14 protein-coding genes and 1 pseudogene are annotated in these 22,162 nt (G+C 42.5%); 8 read left to right on the forward strand and 7 right to left on the reverse strand.

Annotated features, from left to right (window positions below; translation table 11 throughout):
* The first annotated feature begins 38 nt into the window (after positions 1-38).
* Together BLR42_RS11405 and BLR42_RS11410 are read left to right on the forward strand one after the other, a co-directional pair.
* Positions 39-1,574 carry a lipopolysaccharide biosynthesis protein gene (locus tag BLR42_RS11405; protein WP_091869159.1) on the forward strand — a complete coding sequence of 512 codons (1,536 nt, stop codon included), beginning with the start codon at positions 39-41 and terminating at the stop codon, positions 1,572-1,574.
* Positions 1,571-2,710 carry a glycoside hydrolase family 88 protein gene (locus BLR42_RS11410; protein ID WP_091869162.1) on the forward strand — a complete coding sequence of 380 codons (1,140 nt, stop codon included), beginning with the start codon at positions 1,571-1,573 and terminating at the stop codon, positions 2,708-2,710. Before BLR42_RS11405 ends, BLR42_RS11410 begins: the two co-directional genes overlap by 4 nt.
* Here the strand turns inward: BLR42_RS11410 and BLR42_RS11415 are convergent, their stop codons facing one another.
* Positions 2,711-6,220, reverse strand: coding sequence for a glycosyl hydrolase 115 family protein (locus BLR42_RS11415; RefSeq protein WP_091869165.1), 3,510 nt, complete (start codon positions 6,218-6,220; stop codon positions 2,711-2,713).
* A gap of 309 nt (positions 6,221-6,529) precedes the next feature.
* Here BLR42_RS11415 and BLR42_RS11420 point away from each other — a divergent pair, with 309 nt between their 5' ends.
* Positions 6,530-8,203, forward strand: a complete 1,674-nt coding sequence (locus BLR42_RS11420; RefSeq protein WP_091869167.1) for a GGDEF domain-containing phosphodiesterase — start codon at positions 6,530-6,532, stop codon at positions 8,201-8,203.
* A 23-nt stretch (positions 8,204-8,226) separates the two neighbouring features.
* Here BLR42_RS11420 and BLR42_RS11425 read toward each other — a convergent pair whose 3' ends face one another.
* The gene (locus BLR42_RS11425) at positions 8,227-9,174 is read right to left on the reverse strand and encodes an MraY family glycosyltransferase (protein WP_091820101.1); all 948 of its coding nucleotides are present in this window, start codon (positions 9,172-9,174) and stop codon (positions 8,227-8,229) included.
* A gap of 160 nt (positions 9,175-9,334) precedes the next feature.
* Between BLR42_RS11425 and BLR42_RS11430 the strand changes: the two genes are divergently transcribed.
* Together BLR42_RS11430 and BLR42_RS11435 are read left to right on the forward strand one after the other, a co-directional pair.
* Positions 9,335-10,417, forward strand: a complete 1,083-nt coding sequence (locus tag BLR42_RS11430) for a GGDEF domain-containing protein (protein ID WP_091869170.1) — start codon at positions 9,335-9,337, stop codon at positions 10,415-10,417.
* Between the two features lie 105 nt (positions 10,418-10,522).
* Positions 10,523-11,689 carry a DUF3048 domain-containing protein gene (locus BLR42_RS11435; RefSeq protein ID WP_091869172.1) on the forward strand — a complete coding sequence of 389 codons (1,167 nt, stop codon included), beginning with the start codon at positions 10,523-10,525 and terminating at the stop codon, positions 11,687-11,689.
* Between the two features lie 52 nt (positions 11,690-11,741).
* Here the strand turns inward: BLR42_RS11435 and BLR42_RS11440 are convergent, their stop codons facing one another.
* Complete coding sequence (locus BLR42_RS11440; protein WP_091869174.1) at positions 11,742-13,634, reverse strand: bifunctional diguanylate cyclase/phosphodiesterase; 1,893 nt, start codon at positions 13,632-13,634, stop codon at positions 11,742-11,744.
* Between the two features lie 200 nt (positions 13,635-13,834).
* Here BLR42_RS11440 and BLR42_RS11445 point away from each other — a divergent pair, with 200 nt between their 5' ends.
* A complete protein-coding gene (locus BLR42_RS11445) occupies positions 13,835-14,551 on the forward strand; it encodes an ABC transporter ATP-binding protein (protein WP_091869176.1) in 717 nt (238 codons plus the stop codon).
* Positions 14,552-14,582: 31 nt separating this feature from the next.
* Positions 14,583-17,246 (forward strand): ABC transporter permease, encoded by a 2,664-nt coding sequence (locus BLR42_RS11450; RefSeq protein ID WP_170832743.1) that lies wholly within the window; start codon positions 14,583-14,585, stop codon positions 17,244-17,246.
* Positions 17,247-17,351: 105 nt separating this feature from the next.
* Here BLR42_RS11450 and BLR42_RS11455 read toward each other — a convergent pair whose 3' ends face one another.
* The 4 genes and pseudogenes from BLR42_RS11455 to BLR42_RS11470 all read right to left on the reverse strand — a co-directional run.
* Complete coding sequence (locus BLR42_RS11455) at positions 17,352-18,320, reverse strand: ABC transporter ATP-binding protein (RefSeq protein ID WP_091869180.1); 969 nt, start codon at positions 18,318-18,320, stop codon at positions 17,352-17,354.
* Positions 18,320-19,483: an ABC transporter ATP-binding protein gene (locus tag BLR42_RS11460; RefSeq protein WP_091869183.1), complete on the reverse strand. Its 1,164-nt coding sequence runs from the start codon at positions 19,481-19,483 to the stop codon at positions 18,320-18,322. The genes BLR42_RS11455 and BLR42_RS11460 overlap by 1 nt, the downstream gene beginning before the upstream one ends.
* A gap of 17 nt (positions 19,484-19,500) precedes the next feature.
* Complete coding sequence (locus tag BLR42_RS11465) at positions 19,501-21,180, reverse strand: ABC transporter permease (protein ID WP_091869185.1); 1,680 nt, start codon at positions 21,178-21,180, stop codon at positions 19,501-19,503.
* 18 nt (positions 21,181-21,198) lie between these two features.
* Positions 21,199-21,837: pseudogene (locus BLR42_RS11470) on the reverse strand (ABC transporter permease); the annotation flags it as partial.
* Between the two features lie 123 nt (positions 21,838-21,960).
* Between BLR42_RS11470 and BLR42_RS11475 the strand changes: the two are divergent.
* Positions 21,961-22,162: hypothetical protein (locus BLR42_RS11475; RefSeq protein ID WP_207648537.1), on the forward strand; the 202-nt coding region annotated here is incomplete at its 3' end.

The following is a 22,162-nucleotide window of genomic DNA, read 5'->3' on the forward strand; positions in this document are numbered from 1 at the left end:
AATAACATGATAGTGAAAAAAGTCCCGGAGGTCAATTTATGGGCAGAACAAAGCTTGTTGCCAAAAACATAACATTCGGATACGTAGGACAGCTGGCAACAGCGCTAATGTCCTTCATTCTGCGTACCATTTTCATTCATCGACTGGCCGAGACTCTTCTTGGTGTCAATGCACTCTATAGCAATATCCTATCACTTTTGTCAATGGCTGAGCTCGGCATAGGGACCGCTCTTAATTTCAGCCTGTATGCTCCCGTTGCCAAAAAGGACATAGAGAAGGTAAAGTCCTACATGCAGATGTACCGCAAGGCATATCACACTATAGCCATTGTAGTGGCTGTGATCGGTCTTTCGCTCACACCTTTTCTTAAGTATCTCACCAAAAATCCCGGAGATATCACGCCCCGCGACCTTACATTATATTATCTCATCTTTCTGTTTAATACGGTAAGCACTTACTTTGTATCCTATAAGTACAGCCTTGTTAATGCCGAGCAGAAAAACTACATACAGACCAATATTATTACTATAACGAAGATAATTACCGTATTTTTCCAGATAATTGTCCTCCTTGTTATTCCGAATTTCTACCTGTACCTGCTAACCGATGCTGCTGTTCAGCTTATCCAGAAGATATTCGTCAACAGCTATTTGAATAAACTCTATCCATATCTTGCAGATAAGGACGTAACTCCCCTCTCCAGGGATGAACACGATGAAGTATGGAAAAAGACCAAAGCTCTCGTTATGCACAAGGTGGGCGATGTAGCAAGACTTCAGACTGATACTCTGATAATTTCTTCTTTCATTGAAGTCAAAGTGGCAGGTTATGTCGACAATTACACAATGGTAATAAGTACCATCTCCAATTTCGTCAACATAATTTTCAACTCGGTTATTTCCGGATTTGGCAACCTGATTGCCACTGAATCAAAGGAGAAGCAATACAAAACCTTTAAGGTTTATCGCTTCTTTGCATCCTGGGTTTACGGTTTTTCAGCCTGCGGCTTTTTTATAATGATTCAGCCCCTTATATATCTGTGGATCGTAAGGAACAAGGGTCCGGAATGGATGCTCAGCTCCATTGCCGTTTATTTTCTTTTGACAGACTACTATTTCAAGGGCGACAGAATTGTTCTTTCAAATTATAAAACAGCTGCCGGTGTTTTCGAGCAGGACAAGTACCTTGCTCTGATTCAGGGCTTTGTAAATCTTGTAATATCCATAGTGCTTGTTCAAAAGATCGGTCTTACGGGTATTTATGTCGGAACAGTCGTATCGGGACTTATAGCCAATATTACGAAGCCTATTATAATTTACCGCGTATGCTTTGATAAAAGTTCACTGTCCTACTTTATGGACAGTCTGAAGTATATACTGACAGAAGTCTCGATTATTGCGGTCCTTTATCTTTTGAGCACAATTGTTCTTAAAAACATAACCATCCTGTCTTTTGCTCTTATGATAATCATTGTTACCGTAGTATTTAATGGTGTATTTTGGATCATCTATCACAAGACCGAGGAATATGAATATCTAAAAGGCATAGTATTGAGAAAGCTGGGGAAGGCATGAACAAGGAAACATTTGAACAGATAATCAAAGTAACCGAAAATGATTTGAAAAATATAAATAATTACTCGGCAAAGGACGCTTTAAAAGATGCCGCAAAAAAGGCACTAAAAAGAGCCACTACCAACAGAGATCCCATGTTCTGGCCCGCAGGGCTTTTGCTGCTCGGCTTGTCCGAGGCTGCTTTTTCTCCGTCCGGGAATGCTTCATCTCTTATTGACAAGGCATCCAGAGATGAAATTACGCAATGCATAGGCTCCTACCTGGATAAATGGATAAAAGACGGTGAAGAAGTATCCTTTGTTGACGACTCTCTCGCCGGTCTTGCTCTTATCAGCATGTATGAAAATACCGGCGAAAGGCGTTACCATCACGGGGCTGTGAAAATAGCCAATTATCTGGCTCAGTGCCCCAAAAACAGCGAGGAAAGCATTATCTACAATCCCTCAAAAGGAAATGACCTTATATATGCGGACGGTGCAGGGCAGAGTGCAATGTATCTCTCCCGCTATGCCTCAGTTTTTCATAAAAAAAATGCCATGGCTCTGGCAGCAAAACAACTCCTGAATTTTAACGAAAAAGGACTTGATGCAAGATCCGGTCTTCCCTATCACGCATTCTCTCTGGAAAAGGATATGAAGCAGGGAATCATCGGGTGGGGCAGAGCTGTAGGCTGGCTTATGATGGGATATTCCGAGCTTCTTGCCGGTCTTGAACGGGAATACAGCGAAGGTAACGATGCCTCGGGAGAATCACTCTTAAAGAACACTGCCGACAAGATCATGTCACAATATTATACCCTCATGAAAACTGTCATCTCCTACCAGAGACCCGACGGAGGATTTTCCTGGCTTCTTCCCGCAACAGAGGGAGAACCCGATACCTCCGCTACAGCCATGATAGCTTATTCCATGGCAGTCTGGATGAGGAGCGGCGCTTTTCACGCTCACGCCAAGGATCTTGCTGAGGACGTAAAAAAAGCCGTCTCCGGCGCAGGAGATTTTCTCCTTGCAAAAACCGATAACGGCTCTGTATTACATGCTCTTAGCAGCTGTGAGGACATCGCTGTTCACAGGCAGATCTACGATCATTTCCCCTGGGGTCAGGGAAGCACGCTTGCTCTTCTTAGCATAATATAACTACACTATAGCGGGCGGGAGCTCATCAGTGGCAGTCAGATAGAACTGCTCCACTCTTATTCCTGCCGAAAGCGCAAAGTATCTAAGCGTATGCCTTCCGCCTCGCAGTTTTACATCCATTAGAGGAACCCATCTCCAGATATTCTCTGCAGAAAAACGCCAGATGGACTGTCCGCTGTACAAATCTCTCTCTGAATAAATCTTATCATCCACGCCTATCGTGAAATGTGACTTTTCCTCATCCCACATGAGAAACTTTCCCCATATCCTATAGGTACCGCCTCTTGTTTCAATATTGTAATGAAGAGATGGCGCCTTTTTAATTGCGCTCGTTCCTCCCCAGCTTGTGCCATGATAGCCTTCAAGTGCTTTTTCATCCCTGATGTACATGGCAAGTCCGCTCTCTCCGTGCGAAGGTGCATTACAATAATCCCATCCACCCTCAGTGTAAGCGGCCTTAGACTGTGCCAGGGCTGCAGCTGCTTCAATGAATATTCTTCCGTCCTTTTCAACTGCTGTATGTTCACCCGTAGCCACTATCTCACCTGCGGCTACAGGAGCTCCGTAATGGGAGAGGAATTCCATATGCTCACCCATTTCAAGGCAGTTGCCCTTCTGCTTTCTGAAAGCATAATAGACCGGTCTTGGCGGTAGCTCGTAGGCCTCTTTTCCATAGAAATCCCAGCAGAAACCCGCGGCATCAAAACTAAGCGGCAACCTCAAATCTCCGCCTCTTATACCTAGCGTGTTCTCCTGTCTTTCTCTTGTATAGATAACAAATCTCGAGAAGGAAAAATATCTGTCTACCGCATGGAAAATAATTCTGTGCGATCCGGGTTTTATATTCGGAAGACGCAGATAAAGCTTATCTACGTTATTTCTGACATTATTTTTCCACTCTCCCTTAAATTCATCATTAGCTCTGGATTCAATAACTTCCACAGGATTTTCATCCACGGAAACTCCGATTCTGATTCTTCCCTTGGAATTGAGCGACGGGAATCTATGAAGCTCGAGCAGGAATGCGCCCTCACTGGTGACAGTTACTTCATAGGTAAGGGTAGCGCCTTCTGTCCTGGCCTCAACCAGCGATCCTCTCTGTCTTCCAAGATTTGGAATTCTGACCCATGCTCCCGAGAGGTCGCGAACCATATCGGCCTCTATTCTAAGCATTCCGTCATCCTCCATGTGAGGCGGAAATACAATATTCCCCTGGCCGAGAAGTGTTATTCCCCTGAAAAGTTTGGCCTCCACGGGTATAACATGATTCTCTCCTGTCATCAGAGCCATTACATGGATTTCATCCTTAATGGAAACTACGGCATCGTCAGGCTTCACCTCGCCCTTCTTGGTCATCTGCTCTATCATGTCGGAGACCGTGGTCCAGTCAACCTCCAGAAGAAGTCTCTCTTCTCCGCTGATTCTGATATCGCCGTGTCCATCAAAACCGACTATACTCTCGTCTGTTACTTTGAGCCATGAGGGGAGATCAACCGTCACTACGATCTCGTTTTCTCCCGAGTTTGCTATTTCAAACCATTTTTCAACCGGCTTTACAAAGGTCAGTGAATTCTCTTCATTCTGACAAGTGACAATCAGATGATCCTCAGACTTTTTAATCGGCGGTTTGCATGCGGGATGCATCGCAGTCCTCGGCGGCGGGAAGTCCTCCGGAGTCATAACCCCGTCCCATTTCCCGTCGGACATTACGTGATTATAGTAATAAAGCATGCTCCTTCGCGCATGATCAAAGGCCAGTGATCTTGTGGTATAGTCCGAAGCACTGTGGGTTTTTCCCTGTCTTATACACAGGTTGCTTCTGTCCGCATAATAATACATCGCATAGGTATAATATGCGGCATGTATTTTCATCAGTATCAGCTGGAAAAAAGCATCCTTTTCGTTATCGGGAAGAGAATGATATATTCTGTTTCCGGTTTTAAACATATACTCATAGCGGTGAATACGGCTAACTGCCTCATCCGTATAAGCTGTCTGCGAGAAAGCGTCCACATCCATCTGTTCTACTTTACGCACGTTCGTCAGCTGATCAAACTCAACCAGCATCGGCGCAAGCTTTTTACCATGATGTCCGCTGAAGGTTTCATCAATCCACTTTGCAAGGAATTCCACCTCATCCGCGCAGATGGTATCCCCTTTTCCTATATCCCATGCAAGCTGGGCATAATAAGTCATCTGCTGCTCAAGCGGCTTTATCGCACCAAAATTTGTAACCCAGAGCTTTCTTATTCCCTCTTCGTATGCCTTCTTAAGCTCATTTCTGGTCTGTGAAAGGGGGATTGAACACAGGAAAAGATATGATGCTCCCGGCGGCGCCCAGTACGAATTGTGGTAATAAAGTCCGTTACCACCGGAGCGACGCTTTTCATTTTCGTTGGGATATCTTCTTACATGTCCGTAATTGTCGTTCACCCATATAAGTGTAAAATCGTCCGGAATTTTAAGCCCGTTATCATACAGCTCAAGCACCTCTTTATAAGGCACAAAGATCTTCATGGGCGTATACTCGAGAGTGCTGTCCAGAATTTTTTCCTGAGCATCTATTACATCCTCAAGAAGTTCTATCTTGGCACTTCGAAGTTCATCCCCTTTAAGTCCAGCAAGTGCCACCGGCTCAAGCTCAGTATCATGAACACCTCTCATACCGAGAGTATAGGTGACCTCATAATCCTTGTTCTGCTCAACAGCTTCCTGCCAGTATTCTATTATTGCATCCCTGCTCTTTTCGGAAGCAGTGAAATCATAGGGCATGCCACTATAACCCTTCTTCTCAAGCCAGGGCCTCCACTCCTTGTTATTGCTGCGCATAAGCATATCGCAGTGGGAAGTACCTATAACTATTCCCATCTTATCAGCAAGCTTTGCGTTTTCGGGATTTGCATTAAAAGCATTTACATGCATTGCAGGCCAGAGGTAATTCATCTTAAGGCGCAGCATCAGTTCAAAGATCTTTTCGTAGGTCCTTATCCCTATAGTAGTTTCGCCAAGATATCTCTGAGCCCAGTGATCAAGCTCTTCTTCGTCATTTATAAATATCCCTCGGTATTCTATACTCGGATGATCCGAAACATGATAATCATCGGGAAGATTAATTTCAGTCTTGGGATGAATCGGCACATCGGCCATAAAGTACCAGGGTGAAACTCCCAGCACAGATCTGCAAAATTCATATATGCCAAAAATGGTTCCCCTTCTGTCGGAACCGGCAATTATCAGCCTTCCTCGCCTATCACGGATAACATATGCCTCTTTTCTTCTTCTGCCATGAGAGCTGTAAAGACCGACAAGATCCTCTTCCTCGAAGTCTTCACACACGCCAACAGTACCCACAAGTATATGCTGTGAGTCAGGGTCATGAACTTCCGTATTAATTTGCAACACCCTTTTGAAGTCGCGGATCAGATTTGACACCGCAATTTTGACTGCTTCAGATTCGCGCTCACTGATCGTCACCACGACCGATGAGTACTGCCTGATAGTTATCCCCATAACTGTTTACACTCCGTTTCGGTCCGCGCCTAGTCACCCCTTAGACATCGGCACCCCCCATGAACCTCTAGTTGATGTATTAACAGACACTCAAAAAATCAAATAAAAATGAGATTTTGTGATACTACATAATTGTATCAAGTTTTAATCATTTTGTGTTATAGCACATTGACGAATATTTCTACATAAATTGTCTAATTTGACGGATAATTAAAACTAATATAGAAAACATAATTATTCACTTGTTTTAATCACATATTTATAGCAAAATAAGGATAGTCGCGACAATAATAATATGAGTGTATATTCATGGATAAAACTATAACTCTGGATAAATTTGTTCAAATACTTTCCGGTACGGAAAATACCATGGAGGCATGCGGTGCTGCCTTTTCTCTTATTGCTCCCGCTCTTCAAATTTCCCGTATTACCCTGGATATGAATATTCCGGAAACCAGGCAGACTCCGACCGGTGAAGTCAGACATTTAACCGTGTACTCAGGCGAGATGATTTCGGATGAGGAAACGGAAATCGTGTGGCTGGAGGAATCACAGCGTACTTTTGAAAACGGAATGATCACTGCCAGGGTGTATGCTCCGATCGAGACAAACTGGAGCGAAGATGAAAGGCAGTTTGTTTTATCTGCCATCAGAATATTCCTGATACACATCGGCAGATTCAGGCTCGTTGAGCTCGTCCAAAAAAGTGCTCTTACGCAGTATCTTACAGGCCTTCCGAATTCAGGAGGCTTTCTCGCTTTTGCTACAAGAAAAGTCATTTCTGGTGAGATAACAAAATATAACTCCTATTATTTTAACCTGAAGGGATTTGGGCTTATTAACAGGCGCTTCGGAGCTGATGAAACAGATAATATCGTCCGCAGATATGCAAGAACACTTTTGGAATTCTGTGAAGAGGACGAAGTAGTCGGCCACCTTGGCGGAGATAATTTTGTTGCGCTTATTCGCAAGGAACGCACCGGCGACTTCCTGAACCTGCTTCAAAAAACGACAGTTTACGGAATACGCGACGGCGAACAGGTACCTGTAACTATAAGTGCCGTTGCCGGAGTTTACGATATTGATGACTCTTTGAAAAACCCCGGTCAGATTCTTGGACGCAGTTCTATAGCGCTTAGCGTTGCCAGATCACTTTCAAATGAGCCTTTCCTCTTTGTAACAAAGGATATGAGCACCAGGGTTTACCGTGAGAAGCAGATTGAAGATCGCTTTGAGGACGGTCTTCTGAATAATGAATTTAAGGTATATTACCAGCCTAAAGTAGACACCAAGACACATACGCTGATCGGAGCAGAGGCACTCTCCCGCTGGCTGTGCAAAGGTGAATATGTCTATCCGGCTGAATTTGTTCCCGTACTTGAGAGAAACAGTTTTTCGATCGGTCTTGATATCTACGTCATTGAGGAAGTTTGTCGCACTATCCGCAAATGGCTGGACGAAGGTCTTGATCCTGTCCCTGTTTCCGTCAATTTCTCCAGGAGCGATCTCACAGACGAGAGACTTGCAGATCATATTCTTGAGATAATAAATAAATATGATTTAGATTTGTCTTATATTCAGATTGAAGTTACCGAAACTGCGACTTCAAAGGAAAAAGGTCTTATCACTCATTTCCTGACGAAGCTGAACGGCATGAATATTGCCAGCTCAATCGATGATTTCGGAACAGGCTACTCTTCTCTGGGAATTCTAAGAGATCTGCCTGTATCGACCATTAAGATAGACAAGTCCTTTATCGATAACGAGGTTCTGACCCGCCGCGATGAGATTGTTTTAAAAAATATCATTCAGATGGCAAAGGAGCTCGATATTGAGGTTATAACCGAAGGTGTCGAGCGTCCCGACCAGATAGAATTTCTGCAACGTGTCGGCTGCGATCTGGTCCAGGGGTTCTTCTACGACAGGCCCCTCACCCGAGAAGAATTCGAGGATCGCCTGAAAAATAAGACCTATAGTATCTGATAACCCTTTAATCCAAAGCCCCATCAAAGAGCTACGTAAAGAATAGATAGTACTACCTGAATAATTACAAAGCGGAGGACTACCTGTGTGTCGGACCATCCGAGGTTTTTGCGAACATGATCGTGGATCGGTGTTCGAAGGTTGGTCATTACTTTGAGCTTAAAGAATCTGATAAGTGTTATCTTGAGAAGGCCAAGGCCGCCATCGATTATAAGCACCAATGATAACATCAGATATGAAAAAGGATGACCGGACTTCATTGCCAGAATTGCAATGAAGAATCCCAGTGCTCTGGAGCCGGCATCTCCCATCAGCATCGAACTCGGCGAGCAGTTGAAATAAAGGTATGCAAGAAGCACAGCCACCAGCAGTTGTCCGGCTGTTCCAACGCTTCCCAGTTTTTCGGAAAATAAAATAACAAACGACATTATTGTTACAATAACAAGTGATGCACAAAGACCATCCACGCCGTCAGAACAATTTGTAACGTTAATCGCCACCCAAATCAGCGCTACTCCCAGCACAAAATAAACAGGGTAGGGTATGCTCAGTTCAAATGCAAGGAACTTTATTGTGGTGCCGTTTTGCGACAGAAAGGTAACCATAGTCGCTACTGACAGCACAAAATCAATAAGTCCTTTTTTATATTCATTCCATGGCTTTTCTGCCGCATCATCAAGATAACCGCTAAGCATTATAAGAAACAGCAGTCCCAGATAGATCAACATCTCAACAGAGAGTGGCAAAAAAAGAACAGAAACAAGAATAAAATCTATAACAAAAACAATTCCCACTCCGCGCAGCTTGCCTTTAGACAAAGCACCGTTTATGGCAAAAGCGCGCCCCTGATCCTGCGGAAGAAATGAGAACCTCATATTCAGCGTGACAAACGTCAGAATAAATGAGACTACCATACCTATAGCTGCTGCCTGATGGGGTGTAAAAAAACCCAAAAAAGTATCATATAACATTACAATTTCTCCTCTGTAAGCCGTTGTTTCAGCTCATTTTTATTCAGAATTACGCATATTTGTGATATAATTTGCTTTGGCTTATGTATTTTTGTGTTTTCAGCGAGGGGCGTTCAAGCACATACCGCCTTTATCATTATATTATCGAAGGTAGGAACTAATGGCAACTTTTTCCGAGATCAAAAAAAATGTACTGAATTATATCAATCCATATATTCATCCTTCCATAAAAGAAGGTCTTTACCGCATAAATTTAAAGTCAACGAGAGATATTTCCTTTGCTTTCACAATCATGGAATTACTGGCTTTAATTTCATATTTTATCTTTTTCAGAGATGTTCTTTCCGAGCCGGGTGTTATTCCGAATGCACTTTATTCGATAGGTGTCAGTGCCATAACTTTCCTTATTTCAAATTACGGACTTAAGGATTCAAAACATCCATTCAGCACTTACAGACATATCAGCATAATCTACTATATCCTTATCATCATCTTTGGTATCGCGACATCCTTCTATCATTACGCCAACGGAAACCAAATGTTTGTATTTTTTGCTATAGTGTTCTGTCTGGTAAATTTCTTTTTGTTGCCGCCGATAACCAGTTTCATTTTGATTTTTGGCTCTTATATTGTTTTTTACCTGATACTGTATGCTTACGATGGCGCCATAAGGATCAATCTTTTTAACTACTCTCTGCTTGCAATACTTACAGTCATCGGTGCCTTCAACAAATACCGTATGCAGGCAACAGAGCTTGAGCGTATTCACCGCATTGAAACCATGAACGACATGCTCCAGAATGTTCCGGTGCATGATAATGTCACTGATATGAAAAACCGTTATGCTCTACGTGATGATTTCGACTCATACCAGAATCATCACATTATCGTCGTCATGCTGGATCTTGACGAATTTTCCAAGGTCAACGAAGAATACGGCCTTGATGCAGGTAATGCAATCCTCAATCAGGTGGGCAAATATATTAAAACTCACCTCACGGACAGTCACTCCTACAGATATGGCTCTGACTCATTCCTTATAATACTTCAGGACATGGAACTTAGTGATGCGCTTCAGCGCCTGTCTATCTGGGAGCGCAGTATGGCCACACTCAGTATCCCAGAAATAGATAAACCTATTCACTATACAAGCGGATATTCACACGGAACTCCCAGAGACGAAGATGAGCTGAGAATGCTTATAGAAGCCGCTGATCGCAAGAGAAGAGACTATTCATCATAAGATTTTTTATTATATTTTTCATTTTTTACTTTTTCCGTAATATCTTTTCTGTTAAAATAATGAAGGTGTGTCTTTTACGCACATTTTTATAAGGAGGATTCTATTATGAAATTTAATAAACGAATAGTAAGTGTCGCACTTACAGCTATGATGCTTACAGCTGCTGTTGGCTGCGGTAAGTCCGACAAGACAGATGAAGCTGAAGAAGGACTTACATGGGAGTCCATCGAGGATAATGCAGGAGAAGAAGAAAGCACCGAAGAAGCTTCTGTAGAGGAAGAACCCGCTGAAGAGATCGTTTCAGCCGAGATACCTGCAGGAATGTACAGAAGTGAGCTCACAGGTGAGCCCATCAGCGAGTCTCTTAAGGATCAGCGTCCCATCGCTGTCATGGTAGATAACGAGTCCGCTGCTCTTCCTCACTTTGGAACAGCAGAATGTGACGTTGTATATGAGATGATGAACAGCACACAGAACGGTCGTATCACTCGTCTTATGTGCATGATGAAGGACTGGGGCTCAATCAAGCAGCTCGGTTCCATCAGAAGTACAAGACCTACCAACATTATTCTTGCTGCTGAGTGGAATGCAGTACTTTGTCACGATGGTGGCCCGAAGGTTCACATCGATCCCTATCTTGCTAAGGAGTGGGGAACAAACCACTTCTCAGGAACTTTCTCTCGTGTAGATAATGGTAAAAAGAGAGAGTATACAGAGTACATCCTTTCAGGTGATCTTGAGAACAACTTCTCAGGAAGCAGTTTCTCAACCACTTACAACGAGTTCACACCTGACGGTGTGAAGGAAAATCACTTCAATTTCACTCCCTGGGGTAACGAGATCAACCTCCAGGATAAGGGCTACGCTAAGTGCCTTGATGCTACAACAATTGATATCATTCCTTTCACACACAATAGCTCAAAGCTTGTATATAACGAAGAAACCAAGGAATATGAGTACTACGATTACGGCAACATCCACAAGGATGGCGAAGATGGAGAAGTTCTTTCCTTCAAGAATGTAATTCTTCAGAAATGTACCTTCAACCAGCTTGATGATCACGGTTATCTCATTTATAACTGTATCGATATCAACCAGCCCGGCTACTACTGCACAAACGGTAAGGCAACCGATATCGTATGGACCAAGACAGGTGAGCTTGTAAAGACACAGTTCTTTGATTCACAGGCTAACGAGCTTGAGATCAATAACGGTAAGACATATATTGCACTTGTTCCTGCAGACACTTGGGATCAGCTTGTTATTCAGTAATTAAGCATAAAATAATTAAAGCCATGGCACATGCCATGGCTTTTTATTATACCTAGTTCTCTATGATCATCCTCTTAAATTCTTCTGCGGGTACAGGTCTCGAGAAATAGTAACCCTGAATCATCTCACATCCGATGGATTTTAAGTACTCGTACTGTTCTTCTGTTTCCACTCCCTCAACGACAATAGGCATATCCAGCTTTTTAGTCATCTCAACGATTGTGTTTATAACTATTTGGCCCTTCTCTGAGGATTCTATTCCATCCATGAACTTCATGTCGGCCTTGAGCACATCAACATGAGCATCCTTGAATGTATTAAAACTGGAATAACCGCTGCCAAAGTCATCCATAAGGATTCTGAATCCAACTTCCTTAAGGACATCAACCGTGCCAAAGAACCTTTGATTCTCAGCCACGAAAGCGCTCTCCGTTATCTCAAGCTTAATATCGAGCGGTGAGAGGTGATATTTCTTAATCAGATCCAGCATCACCTCGTAAAGATTCTCCATCTGCAGATCTCTTCTTGATAGGTTAACCGAAATCGGCGGAACAAGGATCCCTTCATTCCTCCATTCAGAAATCTGCTTACATACAGCTTCCCACATATATACATCAAGCTTAGTGATAAAGCCATTTCTCTCAAATATCGGAATGAAATCCCCGGGACTGATAAGACCGTATTGCTTATCCTTCCAGCGTATCAGCGCCTCAGCACTGCAGATTTTCTTTGTCTTTGCATCATATATTGGCTGGAAATATGGCAAAAAATCGTGCTCATGAATTGCCCTGTCGCAGTTGTGAAGCATATATGCCTGCATCTCGAAAGAACGGTTCAATCCCTCGTCAAAAATCCTCTCATGCTTATCATACTCATAGCGAATCGAATCCATCGCAAATCTTGCTCTGTCGCACATAAGGATGGGATTCATGGTCCTGTCAGTGATAGGATAGACCCCCGAATACAAAGACAAGTTATAATCCATATCCTCACCCGGATACATCTCGTTGAGTTTAAGCGTTCCCTGCAACATCCAGTAAGAGTCTTCAGGAAACAGCCCTACAAAATTATCCTCTCCAAGATAGGCGAGTTCCACTTCCCATGAAAAGCTCTGTCTCATGGCTGCAGCAATACGCCTAAGAATATCATCTCCCTTTTCGAAGCCAAATCTCTCGTTTACATCCTGAAAATCTCTGATATCAAGCAGGCACATTTTATACTCTGTTTTGGGATTTAATATCAGATCCTCTTTAACCGCTCTCATAAAAGCAGTCTTGGTATATAGCCCCGTCTTAGGATCCGTAGGGTTATCAACAAGGTATAGCATAACCAGATTAAAAGTAACCCCGGCTGCAAAAGCAGCTCCCATGAAGCCAAAATCCTCATTCCTGTAGTTCAATATAAGCATCAAAAAATCAAGGAAAACAATAAATGTTATAACCGACGGAGCAAATTTACCAAGTCTCCTGTGGTGTCTCCAGGCAAGGGCGATTGAAGAAACAACATATAACAGATTTATAATCGTAGAAATAACTATATATGCAATTCTCTCTATGGTAACTGTGCCTCTTACTTCACTGTAATAAGCAATATGATTAATTGGATTCAGCACCAGAATGTAGATCAGCGTGATAGCGAAGGGCACAATAGATAAAAAAGGCGCCTTTTCCCTATATCTGACGAGTCCCACCGTGATCTTGTAGGCGCAAAGAAGATATGTGCTTAATGTGATAATAAAACCGGTGACAGCAGTGACGTAGTAAAAATCTTCATTTAAACCAAGGTACTTATAAAATGTATTAAGCACCCAAATAAAGATGATATATGCAATTGTCACATACACTTCAAGACTAATCCAGACAATACCCACTGTGCGGCTTAGACTTCTTACGCGCATAGCAAGGATACCGACAGCAATAATCCCAAGACTGAGTAATGTGATCATGACGTGTCTCCCCTATCTATACATATCCAAATTCAATTATACATTAAAATATTTCTCACACCCGCCACTATCTGTTTTTTCAGAATTTCTTTATAAGTATTTTACATTCTGAAGCATTACTTAAAATTTCAACGCTCTGCGATATGCTATAGTTATCTTGAGAAAATATTTCACTTGATAAAACCTGTTTGGGAGCGCATATGCAAGACGGCAAAAAGGTCATCATATCCCTGAGGGATGTAACAAGAGAATTTAATACAGGTGATGGAAAACTTGAAGCGCTGAAGGCAATCTCCCTTGATATTTACGAAGGAGAGTTTGTCGCAATCCTTGGCGAAAGCGGCTGCGGCAAAACTACAGTCCTTAACATTATGGGAGGCATGGATCACCTTACAAACGGGACCATGATACTTGATGGTAAAGACTTTTCCCACCCATCTCCCGATGAATTAACCGCCTACAGAAGAAATTATATCGGCTTCGTATTTCAGGACTACCACCTCATGCCCAATCTGACAGCACTGGAGAATGTGAATTTTATTGCAGAGCTATCTCCAAACTCAATGCCCGCAGAAGAAGCGATTGAGATGGTAGGTCTCTCAGATCGAAAAAACAACTACCCTTCTCAGATGAGCGGCGGTCAGCAACAGCGTGTTTCCATTGCCAGAGCTCTTTGCAAACACCCCCGTCTGATTCTCGCTGATGAGCCCACAGCCGCACTGGACTATAATACCAGCATAGAAGTACTCCAGGTCTTTGAAGACATAGTAAAACGCAATCAGACCACTGTTGTGATGGTCACTCACAATAACGAGATATCCAAAATGGCTAATCGTATTGTAAAAATCAAGGACGGTCAGATAGATGAGATTATCACCAATCCCTCGCCTACTCCTGCCGCTCTTTTATCCTGGTAACCCCTCATCTCAAGCGTTTTTGGTGATTATTATGAAAAAAACCCAGCTTCTGGACACTTTCAGAAACATCAAAAAACAGCTTGTTTCATGGCTGTCAATTATCGTCATTTCTTCCTTTGCCCTAGCTGCATATCTTGGGCTCACTTATTCTGCCTACGGACTTGAAAAGGCAGGACAAAATCTCTATGATTCCACAAATTTCAGAGACATTCAGATAACCTCCAATTGCCTGATCTCCGAATCAGATCTGGAACAGATAAAAAAAGTGCCGGGAATTACCGGCGTAGAGGGGCTTCTTCGCACCTCAGGAAGAATAAGCGGAAATAATATCACAAAACCTGTCTACATCACCTCTGTCCCAAAGCATATCGGTCTTCCCATCCTTCAGGAAGGGCATCTCCCCGAATCCGATTCCGAATGCATCATTGAACAATATCTTGCGGACAAACTCGGTATAAAAATCGGCGATAGTCTTTCCATTAAAGATGCTTATGATGAGGACATTCCGGAACTAAATCTAAATTCCTTTAAAGTCACAGGTATTTTCCTTCACGCGGAGCACGCCAGCTTTGACCTTGAAGAGACCTACTGCATACTTGTAGATAATTCCGCCTTTGACAGCTCAAAATTCGATAATTGCTACTGTCTTGCTGATGTAACCTTTGATAATCCTGAGCATTTCAGGACCTTTAGCAGAGATTATTTTAATCTCTCCGATACTTATATCGATTCTCTGGAGACACTAGGAAAATCCCTATCTTCCGAAAGGTATGACAAATACACCAAATTCATGGATGAACAGCTTAGCGATAGCGAAAAAGATCTTTCCGACGCGGAAGCTCAGCTTAGTCTTGCTGCAAAAACAGTACCGTCTCTTAAGGGCAAAACCGGAGAAATAATGGCTGATATGTCAAACATGCTCTCTGTAATAATAAGCACAGACCCTTCGGAATATAAAACAGCTGATGAACAGATTACAGCTTACGAAGATGCAAAAAAAGAATACGATCATGCCGTGAAAAGAGTTACAGATACCCGTAACGGGCTTAATAAAATACTTGGGATGGGCAAATCAGAGTGGTACGTATTTAATAGAAATGCAAATCCCTGCTTCGTATTTCTTAAAAATAACACAGAGAACCTTCGTGCGCTGAACCTTTCCTTTTCTCTTTTGTTTGTAGCCATCGCCATCATGGTCATTTTTGCTTCACTTTCCAGAATGGTATATGAACAGCGTTCGATTATCGGAATCTCAAAAGCACTTGGTCTTCACCAATTTGAGATTTTCTCAAAATATCTGATTTTCGGATTTTCCGGCGCAGTACTCGGAATCATCCTTGGCATAGCATTGTCTCTGTTCATAATCGAGTGGATTGTAGCCCTTGGTTACGGTGATCACTTTATTTTCGGACCGTTCCCTTTTGCAATAGACATTATACCCACCGTTGTTTCTGTACTTGTAGCAGTCATCGTTGCCATCCTTTCCATAAATGCATCCTGTTCCTCGCTCTTAAAGGAAACTGCCAAGAAGCTGTTATCTCCCAGAATCCCCAAGGGACATGCAAAAGCTTTGGAAAAATCGCCTTTTCTTAAACGTCTGAATCTCTACAACAGAATGATTCTTCTTAATATGCGCTCCGACATTGTAAGGGTTATCGTTACAATAATCAGCGTTGCGGGCTGCTGCTCCCTCGTGGTTATAGGTTTTTCGCTCAGGGCCTCGATTATGGGCGCTATAAAATATCAGATAAGCGATTATACCCATTATGACGCCAAAATAAGTTACAGCAATGAAATCTCCCCTTCCGCATCCGGGGATATTAAGGATATCCTAAAGGGACATAATATCTCATATATAAGCTTTCTGAATAAGCACGGAAGCGTACAGGTGGACGACACTCTCGAATACATGGAATTCCTTATCTGCGATGACCTTAAGTCCTTCTCCAACTTCAGACCGCTTACAAGTCTTGGTGAAAAAGAGGGTTTGATAATCACGAATCGTCTGGCGGAAATATACGACCTCGGAGAAGGAGATAGTATTTACGTGATAGACGATATGGGCTATAAGCATAGCGCAAAAGTAAGCGCAGTTGCCAAAAATTACATAGGAAGATATGTTATATGCACAAAGACATACTATGAACAGATCATGGAAGACACATTTGAAAATAACACCTTTTTCATTAAATTAAACTCCTCTGTAGATGAAGTTTCTCTTCAAGACGATCTTCTGAACATACAGGGTTACGAAGCATATACACCGGCCTCCGAGCAAGTGGAGATGTTCAACAATCTGCTTATAGTATTAAACCTTGTTATAGGGCTTCTGATTATCTTATCAGGTGTAATGGCACTATTTGTGCTCCTTAATCTTGCAGATATGTATCTTCTCTCGAAAAAGAACGAACTTACAATAATGAGAATAAACGGTTTTACTGTAAAAGAGACTGTTCTGTACGCTGTAAGGGAAGTATTTTTCACCACCACAACAGGAATTATTCTAGGAGTCATCATAGGCTGTATAATCGTATATTCCATCATAAGGACTATGGAACAGGTTCACCTCATGTTTGTGCGAAGCCCCAGCATTCCTTCATGTATACTGGGCACCCTCATAACTGCCGGTTTTTCGATTGGAATTTATTATTTATCAATGAAAAAAGTTAAGGACCTTAGCCTTAAAGATATTTGATCGGATTTCTTAGAAAAGGACTTCTCGCATATACAAAAAAGGGCTTTGCCCGGATAATGACAAAACTCATTTCCGAAGCAATAGCCCTTTTATATTTTCATATAATTATTTATAGAGATGACATCTTACTACATGTCCATTGCCCATATCCTTTGCCACAGGCTCCTGCTCCTTACAGCAATCCATGCAATGAGGACATCTGGTATGGAACTTACAACCCTTCGGCGGATTAGCAGGTGAAGGAATATCACCCTCAAGAAGTACTCTCTCCTTCTTGATATCCGGATCCGGCATGGGAATCGCACTAAAGAGTGCCTTTGTATAAGGATGAAGAGGATTTGCAAAAATATCCTCTGTTTTTCCTGTCTCTACAAGATTTCCAAGATACATAACACCTACCGCATCTGAGATATGCTCTACGACAGAAAGATCGTGCGAGATAAACAGATATGTAAGGTTGTTCTTCTCCTGAAGATCCTTCAAGAGGTTGATGATCTGTGCCTGAATAGAAACGTCAAGCGCTGATACAGGCTCATCACATACTACGAACTCAGGCTTTACGGCAAGAGCTCTGGCAATACAGATACGCTGTCTCTGTCCGCCGGAGAACTCATGCGGATAACGATCCTTGTGATAGGGCTGAAGTCCGCACTCCTTCATGATCTCTGTAATGTAATCATCAAGCTCATTTTTCGGAACAAGACCATGCTCTCGAACAGCCTCTCCGATAATCTCACCGATAGGAAGACGGGGAGAAAGTGAAGAATAGGGATCCTGGAAAATTATCTGCATCTTCGTACGAAGCTCACGAAGCTTTTTCTTATCATATTTACTGATATCTTCGCCATTGAAAAGGATATCACCCTCTGTCTTTTCAAGAAGTCTTAAGATTGTTCTTCCTGTTGTGGACTTACCGCAACCTGACTCACCAACAAGCCCCATTGTTGTTCCACGAGGGATAGTAAATGATACATCATCAACGGCCTTTACATTTCCTGTAACACCACCGAAGAAACCACCCTTAATAGGGAAATATTTCTTGAGGTGCTTTACTTCAAGTATATTATCGCTCATTACTTTGCACCTCCTTCTTCAGTCTTTGCATTATTTGCGAAATCCTCACATCTGTAACAGCTTACTTCATGAGTGGGAGAAATCTTGTAAACTCCGGGATACTTTCCGGAACATTTCTCTACGCACATCTCACAACGATCCTTAAAGTAGCAGTAATCAGGCATATCAATCGGATTAGGTACGTTTCCGGGAATATTGTAAAGCTTATCCACATGCTTACCAACAACAGGCTTAGACTTCATAAGACCAATTGTGTAAGGATGTCTGGGATCCTTAAAGATCTCTCTTGCTGTACCTTTTTCAATAACACGGCCTGCGTACATAACAACTACATAATCAGCCATCTCAGCTACAACACCAAGGTCGTGAGTGATAAGCATGATTGATGAATTGATCTTATCCTTAAGGTTTCTGAGAAGATCAAGGATCTGAGCCTGAATAGTAACATCAAGCGCTGTTGTAGGCTCGTCCGCAATAATAAGCTTGGGGTCGCAGGCAAGTGCCATAGCGATCATGATACGCTGACGCATACCACCGGAAAGCTCATGTGGATACATCTGATATACACCCTCTTTATTTGCGATACCAACCATCTGAAGCATCTCGATGGTTCTTGCCTTAACCTTCTCGGGTGTCATATCGGGATTGTGAAGTGCAATAACCTCATCAACCTGAGCACCGATTCTGAAAACAGGATTAAGCGATGTCATGGGCTCCTGGAAGATCATTGACATCTTGTTTCCGCGAAGCTTCTGCATTGCAGAAGCGGGAGCATTTACAACATTTATTGTTCTGTCACCGTCGTTGAAACGGATCTCACCTTCAACAGTCTGTCCTGAAGGTCTCTGAACGAGCTGCATGAGTGAAAGGCTGGTAACTGATTTACCGCAGCCGGACTCTCCAACTATACCTACTGTCTTACCCTGGGGCACCTCAAAGGATACACCGTCAACAGCTTTAACTGTTCCTATATCTGTGAAGAAATATGTATGAACATTATCAAACTCAACACAGTTATCAGGGTTCTTCATCTGTGTAACATATTCGCTCTCGGGAATATGCTTTCTGTTTCTCTTTTTCTCAATCTCGGATGTGATCTTACGATTCTCACGTGAAATTCTTCTTGACTCCTTAGCCGAGATGTAATTTGAATTCTTAGCCATTTTTCTATATCTCCTACTTATCTCTTCATCTTAGGGTCAAAAGCATCTCTGAGTCCATCACCAATAAAGTTAAACGCAAGAACTGTAAGAAGGATAAATGTTCCTGCAGGAAGCCATACAAAGAGGTAATTGGTCATAACATATGAATCGTTAACCGCATTTATGATACTTCCCCATGAAGCAGCCGGATACTTGATACCAAGACCAAGGAATGAAAGTGAAGCCTCTGAAAGGATAACCTCACCAAGACCCATACTGGCAAATACGATAAGCTGAGGAATAACGTTAGGTATAAGGTGCTTGAAGATTCTACGGTATGTGCTGATACCAAGTGCCTCAGCAGCTACCATGAACTCCTGCTCACGAAGTGAAAGGATCTGACCTCTTACGATACGGGCAATTCCTACCCAACCGATAACAGCCATAACTACGCAGAGCAGATAAATACGTGCTCTGGGGCTTGCCTGATAATAGTCCATGATTGAACCAAGGATCAGGTAAAGAGGCATGGCCGGGATACAATAAACTACGTCAACAAGTCTCATGAGAAGGTTATCAACCCATCCGCCAAAGAAACCTGCTACACCACCTATTACCATACCGATAAACACTTCGATAAATACTACTACAAAGCCGATAAGCAGTGAAATACGTCCACCATACATAAGACGTGCAAGGAGATCCATTCCGTTAGCATCTGTTCCTACAGGATGTGCCTTGGAAGGAGCTGAATAAATATCGATAAGTCTTGTCTCCTGGTACTTCTTAATTGTGTACTGACCTGTCTTAACCTCAAATTTGTACTCAACCATATTGCCGTCAGCATCAGGATACTCGAATGAACCTGCATTGCCCTGAGCTTCAAATGCCTCAAGAGCTGTTGCCTTATATGTAGGATCCAGGAAGGTTCCTGGATCAATAGCATTAAAGTTCATATTTGAAACAACTGCGTATCCCTCACCGTTTGCTTCTATAAGACCTTCATCGTTAACTGTGTAGCTTGTGCCGTCAGCCTCGAAAGAAGTTGCACCTGTAGCTACTGCTACAAGAGCATTTCTGTAAAACTCATATGAGAACTTTGTATCCTTGCTGTATCCTGTAAATGATCTCTTACTTGCAACCGCAAGCTCAGTAGCTTCATATACATCAGCCTTGAAATCCTCACCATCGAACATGTAAATCTTTCCATCCTGCTCAAAGTCAGCTCTTCCTGCCTCTACAGCAGCATCAAATTCCTTATTGCCCTTGAGGAAAACCTGTGCAGGCTCAAGTGAATAGATAAGATAAACATCTGAATCCTCAGCAGCCGGTGACATTCCCATCATCTGACCGCCACGGGTCTCGAATACGTACTTTTTCTTGGAAGCAGCAATAAGTGCCTTTGAATTAATATCTGAAGGAAGAGTTGCTCCATCAGCTGTCTGGAACTGGAACTGATCGATAACAGTAGCACCTGCAAACTCCTTCATAACCTGCTCAGACTTGTAGAACACCTGGCTCTCTGAATAAGGATAGAGAGCACCGCCTACAAAGGCGAACAGGAACATTGCAACAATAATTACCATTCCTACAATAGCGAGTCTGTTTCTAAGGAATCTCTTAAGAACCATCATTCCCGGAGAGAGGACACGGACTCTGTTGGCATCATCAAGATGCATTTCTTCTTTTTTAACTTCGTTTTTCTTTTCTTCTGACATTACATCCGCCTCCTTTCCTTAGTTTACTCTGACTCTCGGGTCAACTACCGCATAGAGAATATCTGCGATAAGGTTACCGAGCAAAATAAGGACTGCCATAAATACCATGTAGAACATAACGAAAGGAATATCGCCCTGTACTACGCACTGGTATGATGTATAACCGATACCGGGAATCTGGAACAGTGTCTCAGTGATCATAGCACCTGAGAAAAGTCCCGGAAGTGATCCACCAAGAAGTGTAACAATCGGGATAAGTGTATTTCTGAAAGCATGATAGTTTACTACTCTGTCCTCAGAAAGTCCCTTTGCTCTTGCTGTTCTGATATAATCTGCATTCAAAACTTCAAGCATGTTTGTTCTTGTATAACGCATAAGTGAACCTACACTTACAACTGTAAGTGTGATAACAGGCATGATCATATGGCGAGCCATATCCAGAAGCTTACCTGTTGTTGAATAGCTCTCATGTAATCTTCCAACAATACCATAAAGATCAAGCCATCCCAGTTTTACTGAAAGTATATACTTCAAAATCGTCGCAAAGAAAAAGCTCGGAAGTGAAATTCCGATAAGTGCGATTACCGTAACAGTGTAGTCAGTTGCAGAATACTGTCTTCTTGCAGCGGAAACACCTGCAGGTATAGCGATTATTATTGAGGCCTCTGGCATATGTGTGGAAGCCTACGCACCTTAACAACATAACAATATATACTTGAAAAGCCATCTGGCTTTCCTTAAAGTGTAGCTGACTAAGAAACACAAAAGGAAAGGATCCAGATGACTTCAGCTACTACTTTATTCAAGGAACTCTTAAATGTCAATGATACGATTATTGATGATATCAAAGTCTCAAAGAACCACTATGATGAAAAGGTTCTTATAGCCAGGATTCATCCTCGCAAAGGGCAGCAATGGAAATGCCCTATATGTGGTAAGCGATGCAAGGTTTATGACCAGCCATACGAAGAAAGACGTTGGA

Origin of the sequence: Butyrivibrio sp. INlla16 (assembly GCF_900104155.1) — a bacterium.
Taxonomy (GTDB): domain Bacteria; phylum Bacillota; class Clostridia; order Lachnospirales; family Lachnospiraceae; genus Butyrivibrio.

What these genes read in the sequence shown, in the direction of transcription:
- BLR42_RS11440 (WP_091869174.1), bottom strand. Translation starts at nt 13,634, where the DNA reads ATGATCACATTACTCAGTCTTGGGATTATTGCTGTCGGTATCCTTGCT.
- BLR42_RS11415 (WP_091869165.1), bottom strand. Translation starts at nt 6,220, where the DNA reads ATGGGGATAACTATCAGGCAGTACTCATCGGTCGTGGTGACGATCAGT.
- BLR42_RS11405 (WP_091869159.1), top strand. Translation starts at nt 39, where the DNA reads ATGGGCAGAACAAAGCTTGTTGCCAAAAACATAACATTCGGATACGTA.
- BLR42_RS11420 (WP_091869167.1), top strand. Translation starts at nt 6,530, where the DNA reads ATGGATAAAACTATAACTCTGGATAAATTTGTTCAAATACTTTCCGGT.
- BLR42_RS11465 (WP_091869185.1), bottom strand. Translation starts at nt 21,180, where the DNA reads ATGTCAGAAGAAAAGAAAAACGAAGTTAAAAAAGAAGAAATGCATCTT.
- BLR42_RS11445 (WP_091869176.1), top strand. Translation starts at nt 13,835, where the DNA reads ATGCAAGACGGCAAAAAGGTCATCATATCCCTGAGGGATGTAACAAGA.
- BLR42_RS11425 (WP_091820101.1), bottom strand. Translation starts at nt 9,174, where the DNA reads ATGTTATATGATACTTTTTTGGGTTTTTTTACACCCCATCAGGCAGCA.
- BLR42_RS11450 (WP_170832743.1), top strand. Translation starts at nt 14,583, where the DNA reads ATGAAAAAAACCCAGCTTCTGGACACTTTCAGAAACATCAAAAAACAG.
- BLR42_RS11410 (WP_091869162.1), top strand. Translation starts at nt 1,571, where the DNA reads ATGAACAAGGAAACATTTGAACAGATAATCAAAGTAACCGAAAATGAT.
- BLR42_RS11435 (WP_091869172.1), top strand. Translation starts at nt 10,523, where the DNA reads ATGAAATTTAATAAACGAATAGTAAGTGTCGCACTTACAGCTATGATG.
- BLR42_RS11455 (WP_091869180.1), bottom strand. Translation starts at nt 18,320, where the DNA reads ATGAGCGATAATATACTTGAAGTAAAGCACCTCAAGAAATATTTCCCT.
- BLR42_RS11460 (WP_091869183.1), bottom strand. Translation starts at nt 19,483, where the DNA reads ATGGCTAAGAATTCAAATTACATCTCGGCTAAGGAGTCAAGAAGAATT.
- BLR42_RS11430 (WP_091869170.1), top strand. Translation starts at nt 9,335, where the DNA reads ATGGCAACTTTTTCCGAGATCAAAAAAAATGTACTGAATTATATCAAT.